Genomic DNA, 6,555 nt, shown 5'->3' on the forward strand with positions numbered 1-6,555 from the left:
GGCGCTGGTCTTTGGTGATCCTGCTGGTTGGGCTGCCGCTTTACATCGTGGCGGCGGTCAGCATCGTCAACGCGCTGGATCGGCCCTCGATCCTGATCGAGCTGCTGGTCTACGTGGCGCTCGGGTTTCTCTGGGCGCTGCCGTTCAAGTTCATCTTCAAGGGCGTCGGCCAGCCCGACCCGGACGCACCGCTGCCCGAAGACAAGCGCTGAGGCGTTTGACAACGCTACCGAAACGCTGAAAGCGCCGCCCGCTCGGGCGGCGCTTTTCGTTCAGGCCATGTCAGACCGGGCACGCGCGGCCCGGTTTTCGCAGCTCTGACAGACCGCTCAAAGCAAAGGGCTCGCCCAACCGGACGAGCCCTCCTGCGTTTTCGTCTGTCAGACGTCCTCAGGACTTCGGACGCTTCGGCGGGTGCATGCCGCCCTGACGGGGCTTTCCGGCACGCGGCCCCTTGGAGGCGCGACCCGTCGGGTCGAAGCGCTGCGAGGTGTCGGCGGCGTTGGCGACGCGCTTGGGCTTGTCGCCCTGCGCCGGACGGGCCGGACGCGCACCGGGTTTGCCGCCAAAGCCCTTGGACGGGCCGTCGCGGCCTTCGCCGGGGCGCTTGGACTTGAAGGGCTTGCCGCCACCGTCCTTGTCGCGCTTCGGTTTCCAGTCCTTGCCGCCGTCGCTTTTCGGACGGTCGCCGCGGGGCTTGTCCCCCCAGGGTTTGTCGCTCTTCGGACGGTCGCCACGCGGCTTGTCACCCCAGGGCTTGTCGCTCTTGGGACGGTCTCCGCGCGGCTTGTCGCCGCGCGGCTTGTCGAACTTCGGCTTGTCGCCGCGGGAGCCGCCCTTGGCACCCCAGGCCTCCCCATCGGGGCGCGGCTTGCGCGCAGGGGCATCGCCCTCCGGGCGCGGCTTGCGCGGGCCATCCTTGCGCGGGCGGTCGTTGCGCGGACCATCGGAGCGCGGGCCGTCGCGGCGCGGCGGGCGGCTGGCGAATTCCGGCGTGCCTTCGACGGCGCGCACGCTCACCCCCTCCTCGAGCACCCCGCCCTCGCCGAGCCCGCCGAGGAAGCCCTCGACCACCGGCTCGGACAGCTCCACGAAGGTCTCGCTGTCCTGCACCCGGATCGCGCCGATGGCCTCCTTGTCGAGCCCGCCGCCGCGGCAGAGCAGGGGCAGCAGCCAGCGCGCCTCGGCACGATCATCGCGACCGACCGACAGCGCCACCCAGCGGCTCGGGCCAAACTCCGCGCGTTCCTTGCGCTCGGGGCGCTCGGGGCGGGCGTCGGGCGAGGAAAGCTCCTCGGGCGCCGAATGGCGGTCACGGTAGAGGCGGAGATAGGCGGCGGCCACGGTCTCGGGCGATTGCTCGGCGAGAAGGCGCGCGGCGAACGCGGCCTCGTCCTCGGTGATCTCGTCGGACCAGGTCGGGTCGGCCAGCAGGCGCTCCTCGTCGCGGCGCAGGATCTCCTCGGCGCTCGGCGCCTCGATCCAGTCGGCGGTGACCTTGGCCCATTTCAGCAGGCGCTCGGCCTTCTTGGTGAGCTTCGGCGGCACCACCAGCGCCGAGATGCCCTTGCGCCCGGCGCGGCCCGTACGGCCCGAGCGGTGCAGCAGGCCTTCGGTGTTCGAGGGCAGCTCGGCGTGGATCACCAGCTCGAGGTTGGGCAGGTCGATGCCGCGCGCGGCGACGTCGGTGGCGACGCAGACCTTGGCGCGGCCGTCGCGCATCGCCTGCAGCGCGTGGCTGCGCTCGGACTGGCTCAGCTCGCCCGACAGGCAGACCACGGCGAAGCCGCGGTTGCTGAAGCGCGCGGTCAGGCGGTTCACCGTGGCGCGGGTGTTGGCGAAGACGATGGCGTTCTGCGCGTCGTGGTAGCGCAGCATGTTGATGATGGCGTTCTCGGCATCGTGCTGGGCGACGCGCAGCGCCTGGTAGGTGATGTCGGCGTGCTGGCTGCGCTCGGAGATCGTGGTGACGCGGACCGCGTCGCGCTGGTAGTGCTGCGCCAGCGTGGCGATCATCGGCGGCACGGTGGCCGAGAACAGCAGCGTGCGGCGGTCTTCCGGCGCCTCGCCGAGCATGAACTCGAGATCCTCGCGGAAGCCGAGGTCGAGCATCTCGTCGGCCTCGTCGAGCACGATGGCGCGCAGCGCGCTCATGTCGAAGGAGCCGCGCTGGATGTGGTCGACCAGACGGCCCGGGGTGCCGACGACGATATGGGCGCCCCGCTCGAGCGCGCGGCGCTCGTCGCGCATGTCCATGCCGCCGACGCAGGAGACGACGCGGGCGCCGGCCTTGGCGTAGAGCCATTCGAGCTCGCGCTTGACCTGGAAGGCCAGCTCGCGGGTCGGCGCCACGATCAGCGCCAGCGGCAGGCCCGCCTCGCCCAGCATGCCGGCCTCGTCGAGCAGGGTCGGCGCGATGGCGAGGCCGAAGCCCACGGTCTTGCCGGAGCCGGTCTGGGCCGAAACCAGCAGGTCGGAGTCCTTGAGGTCGGGATTGGTGACCGCCTCCTGAACGGGGGTCAACGTGTCATAGCCACGCTCTGCGAGCGCATCGGAAAGGGTCTGGATCATTGGGGAGGCCGATCTGCGAGGAAGTGGGACGCGGAACAGGCCGACTCAAGAAGGGCGCATCGCGTCAGGAACGCGCTGCTCTAACGCACTCGGACCCGTTTGTATACGGGTTTCTTGGGACGGCGGGCCCCGCCGCAATGCAGCAGGCACATGGCGGGGCTGTCAAATCAACAAGGGCGCGAGCGTTAACACTCGCCGGTGTTCGCGTTAACGGAGAGGCCCAAGAGAAAATGTCCCGGACGCGAACGGAAAAGAAAGAAAATGACTGACAGCACCGCCGATTTTGAAACGGCGACCCAATCGGGCCAGCCGGCGCTCAACTCTCCCGCCAAGGTTCTGCTTGCGAGCCTCGTCGGGACGACCATCGAGTTCTTTGATTTTTATGTATATGCCACGGCGGCGGTTCTGGTGTTCCCGGCGCTGTTCTTCCCCAACAGCGACCCGACGACCGCGCTTCTGGCGTCTTTCGCGACCTTCTCGATCGCCTTCTTCGCCCGCCCGCTGGGCGCGGTGGTGTTCGGCCATTTCGGCGACCGCATCGGCCGCAAGGCGACCCTCGTGGCAGCGCTGCTGACCATGGGCATCTCGACCGTGGTGATCGGCCTGCTGCCGACCTATGCGCAGATCGGCGTGGTGGCTCCGGCGCTGCTGGCGCTCTGCCGCTTCGGTCAGGGCTTCGGCCTGGGCGGCGAATGGGGCGGCGCGGTGCTGATGGCGACCGAGAACGCCCCTGAGGGCAAGAAGAACTGGTACGGCATGTTCCCGCAGCTCGGCGCGCCGGTGGGCCTGTTCCTGTCGTCGGGCCTGTTCTGGCTGCTGCTGCAGTTCATGCCGGAAGAGACGCTGCTGAGCTGGGGCTGGCGGATCCCGTTCCTCGCCTCCATCGCGCTGATCATCGTCGGGCTCTGGGTGCGGCTCTCGATCACCGAGACGCCGGATTTCCAGAAGGCCATCGACAATGAAGAGCGGGTGGCGGTGCCGGTCATCGAGCTGTTCGCCAACCACAAGATCTCCATCGTGCTTGGCACCTTCGTGGCGCTGGCGACCTTCGTGCTGTTCTATCTCAGCACCGCCTACCTGCTGAGCTACAACGTCAAGGTGGTGCAGATCCCGTTCACCGACGCGCTGGCGATCCAGATCTGGGGCGCGGTGGTCTTCGGCCTGTTCATCCCGGTGGCCGGCCTCACCGCCGAGCGGCTGGGGCGCCGTCAGGTGCTGATCGGCACCACGCTGGCAATTGCCGCCTTCTCCTTCCTCGTGCCGGTGCTGATGGTCGAGAGCGAGGCGCGCATCCTCGGCTTCGTGACGCTCGCCATGGCGCTGATGGGGCTGACCTACGGTCTGATCGGCACCGCGCTGGCCGCCCCCTTCCCGACCCGGGTGCGCTATACCGGCTCGTCGATCACCTTCAACTTCGCCGGCATCGTGGGCGCCTCGCTCGCGCCCTATATCGCGACCTGGCTGCAGAGCACCTACGGGCTGGCCTATGTCGGCTATTACCTGCTGGCGGCGGCGCTGGTGACGCTGGTCTGCATCACGGCGAGCGCCCGCGGCAAGGTCTGAGGCTGAGCCGTCTCACGAGACGCCACCGACTGAAACGAAACGGGGCCGGCAAGACTGCCGGCCCCGTTTTGCGTTTGCAGGGGTCTGGGAAAGCGCGCGGGCCTACTCGCCCTCCTGCTCCAGCCCGTAGCGCTTAAAGAGCGCGCCTTGCGTCATGAAGAACAGGAACACCGCGGCGGTGAGGCCGAAGGTCTTGAAATAGACCCATGTCTCGGTGCTCATGGTCCGCCAGATCACCTCGTTGAGCACTGCCAGCCCGAAGAACAGCGCGGTGACGCGCTTGGTCAGGATCATCCAGCCCTCTTCGCGCAGCGGCATCAGCCCCTCCATCACCTTTCGCAGGTAGCTCTCGCCGCGCAGCAGGCCGATGCCGAGCGCGGTGCCGAAAAGCAGGTAGATCAGCGTCGGCTTCATCTTGAAGAAGCGCTCGTCGTTGAGCCAGACCGAGAGCCCGCCGAAGACCACGATCAGGACGGCGGTGACGATCTGCATCGGGCTCAGGTGGCCGGTGAGCTTCCACAGAGCCGCGGTGCAGACCAGCATCAGCGGGATGAAGCCGGCGGTGACGAGGATGAAGCCCTGGTACTCGGTGCCGCCAATGGTGAAGACGCGGTCCTTCAGCAGCAGGTAGGCCGCGAAGAAGACGAGGATCGGGCCGATCTCGAGCGCCGATTTCAGGAAGGGGTTGATCTGTTTCGCGCTCATGCGGCCTCCGTGCTGTCGCCGCAGAGATAGCCGCTGCCCGCGCCCTTCTCAATGGCAAGCGGCCGGGAACCTGCCGCGATCACGCCGGGTTGTGCCTGAAGATGCAGCGGAGGGGACATGTTCGAGCAGATCATCGACGAATTCACCGGCACCTTCTCGGTGGTGCCGCCCACGGTCGCCTTCGCGCGGCTCGTGGCAGCAATCGTGCTGGCCGCCTGCATCGGCTTCGAGCGCGAGCGGCGCGGCAAGCCGGCGGGGCTGCGCACCCATATCCTCGTCTCGGTGGCGGCCTGCCTCTTCGTCATCCTCGGGCGCGAGCTCGCGGCGATGGAATTCGGGGGCGGCGAGCAGCGCAACGATCCCCTGCGGATGATCGAGGCGGTGACGGCGGGCGTGGCCTTCCTCGCTGCCGGGATCATCTTCACCAGCGGCGGCAAGGTGCGCAACACCACCACCGGCGCCTCGCTCTGGCTCGCGGGCGCGGTGGGCCTTGGTTGCGGCGCGGGTCAGATGCCGCTCGCGGCGATGACGACGCTGATCGTCGTGGTGGTGCTCACCATGGTGCGCGCCTTCGAGACCTGGGCCTGGCCCGACCAGGCGCGCGACGAGTGAGCGCAGCGGTCGCGCTCACCTGATCACAGCGGTTTACGCCGGCGCTTATCCATGTTCGAGACCGGTGAGCGCGGCGGCGAATTCCTCGGGATCGAAGGGCGCGAGATCGTCGATCTGCTCGCCCACCCCGATGGCGTGGATCGGCAGGCCGAACTTGTCCGCCAGCGCCACCAGCACGCCGCCCTTGGCGGTGCCGTCGAGCTTGGTCATCACCAGCCCCGACACATCCGCCACCTGACGGAAAATCTCGACCTGCATCAGCGCGTTCTGACCCGTGGTGGCGTCGAGCACGAGGAGCGTGTTGTGCGGCGCGTCGGGATCCTTTTTGCGGATCACCCGGACGATCTTGGCCAGTTCCTCCATGAGGTCCTGCCGGTTCTGCAGCCGGCCGGCGGTGTCGATCATCAGAAGATCCGCGCCCTCGGCCTGCGCCTTGGTCATGGCGTCGAAGGCGAGGCTCGCCGGGTCCGAACCCTCGGGCGCGGTCAGCACCGGCACCCCGGCGCGCTCGCCCCAGACCTGCAGCTGCTCGACCGCGGCGGCGCGGAAGGTGTCGCCCGCGGCGATCACCACCGACTTGCCGGCGGCGCGGAACTGCGAGGCGAGCTTGCCGATGGTGGTGGTCTTGCCGGAGCCGTTCACGCCGACCACCAGAACCACCTGCGGGGTCTTGGCGTAAAGCGGCAGCGGCTTGGCCACCGGCTCCATGATGCGCGCCACCTCGGAGGCCAGCGCGGCCTTGATCTCCTGCGTCGAGACGCGCTTGCCGAAGCGCCCTTCGGCGATGTTGGCCGAGACCCGCAGCGCGGTGTCGACCCCCATGTCGGAAGCGATCAGCAGCTCTTCGAGGCTTTCGAGCATGTCGTCGTCGAGCACCCGGCGCACCACCGGCGCGCTCGGCGCCTCGCGGCCGAAGAGCCGGCCCAGCAGTCCGGGCTTGGCGCTGGTCGGGGTCTGCGTCGGGGTCTCCTGCGGCGGGGCCACGGGTGTCGGGTCGAGCGGCGCCGGCATCTCGAGCGGCGGGGCGGCGGGGATTTCGGCGGGCGGCGCCGGGATCGGATCGGCGGGCGTAGTCACGTCGGGGCCCGGCGCAGGCGTCTGCAC

The 6,555-nt window shown here is 68.8% G+C and carries 6 protein-coding genes; 3 read left to right on the top strand and 3 right to left on the bottom strand.

Annotation, left to right across the window (positions count from 1 at the left end; genetic code table 11):
• On the top strand, positions 1 to 212 hold a 212-nt coding region (locus AC6RA4_RS22185), incomplete at its 5' end, for a DUF2842 domain-containing protein (protein WP_500164004.1).
• Positions 213 to 390: 178 nt separating this feature from the next.
• Here the strand turns inward: AC6RA4_RS22185 and AC6RA4_RS22190 are convergent.
• Complete coding sequence (locus AC6RA4_RS22190) at positions 391 to 2,571, bottom strand: DEAD/DEAH box helicase (RefSeq protein ID WP_500164006.1); 2,181 nt, start codon at positions 2,569 to 2,571, stop codon at positions 391 to 393.
• Between the two features lie 261 nt (positions 2,572 to 2,832).
• Between AC6RA4_RS22190 and AC6RA4_RS22195 the strand changes: the two genes are divergently transcribed.
• A complete protein-coding gene (locus AC6RA4_RS22195; protein WP_500164008.1) occupies positions 2,833 to 4,134 on the top strand; it encodes an MFS transporter in 1,302 nt (433 codons plus the stop codon).
• Positions 4,135 to 4,236: 102 nt separating this feature from the next.
• Here AC6RA4_RS22195 and AC6RA4_RS22200 read toward each other — a convergent pair whose 3' ends face one another.
• On the bottom strand, positions 4,237 to 4,839 hold the full coding sequence (locus tag AC6RA4_RS22200) for an inner membrane-spanning protein YciB (RefSeq protein ID WP_500164010.1): 603 nt from the start codon (positions 4,837 to 4,839) through the stop codon (positions 4,237 to 4,239).
• 117 nt (positions 4,840 to 4,956) lie between these two features.
• Here AC6RA4_RS22200 and AC6RA4_RS22205 point away from each other — a divergent pair, with 117 nt between their 5' ends.
• Positions 4,957 to 5,451: an MgtC/SapB family protein gene (locus AC6RA4_RS22205; protein ID WP_500164011.1), complete on the top strand. Its 495-nt coding sequence runs from the start codon at positions 4,957 to 4,959 to the stop codon at positions 5,449 to 5,451.
• Positions 5,452 to 5,496: 45 nt separating this feature from the next.
• Here AC6RA4_RS22205 and ftsY read toward each other — a convergent pair whose 3' ends face one another.
• Complete coding sequence (gene ftsY / locus AC6RA4_RS22210; RefSeq protein WP_500164013.1) at positions 5,497 to 6,555, bottom strand: signal recognition particle-docking protein FtsY; 1,059 nt, start codon at positions 6,553 to 6,555, stop codon at positions 5,497 to 5,499.

It is taken from the genome of Salipiger sp. (assembly GCF_059781815.1).

Coding starts and splice junctions, on each gene's coding strand:
- AC6RA4_RS22190 (WP_500164006.1), bottom strand. CDS start 2,571: ATGATCCAGACCCTTTCCGATGCGCTCGCAGAGCGTGGCTATGACACG.
- AC6RA4_RS22195 (WP_500164008.1), top strand. CDS start 2,833: ATGACTGACAGCACCGCCGATTTTGAAACGGCGACCCAATCGGGCCAG.
- AC6RA4_RS22200 (WP_500164010.1), bottom strand. CDS start 4,839: ATGAGCGCGAAACAGATCAACCCCTTCCTGAAATCGGCGCTCGAGATC.
- AC6RA4_RS22205 (WP_500164011.1), top strand. CDS start 4,957: ATGTTCGAGCAGATCATCGACGAATTCACCGGCACCTTCTCGGTGGTG.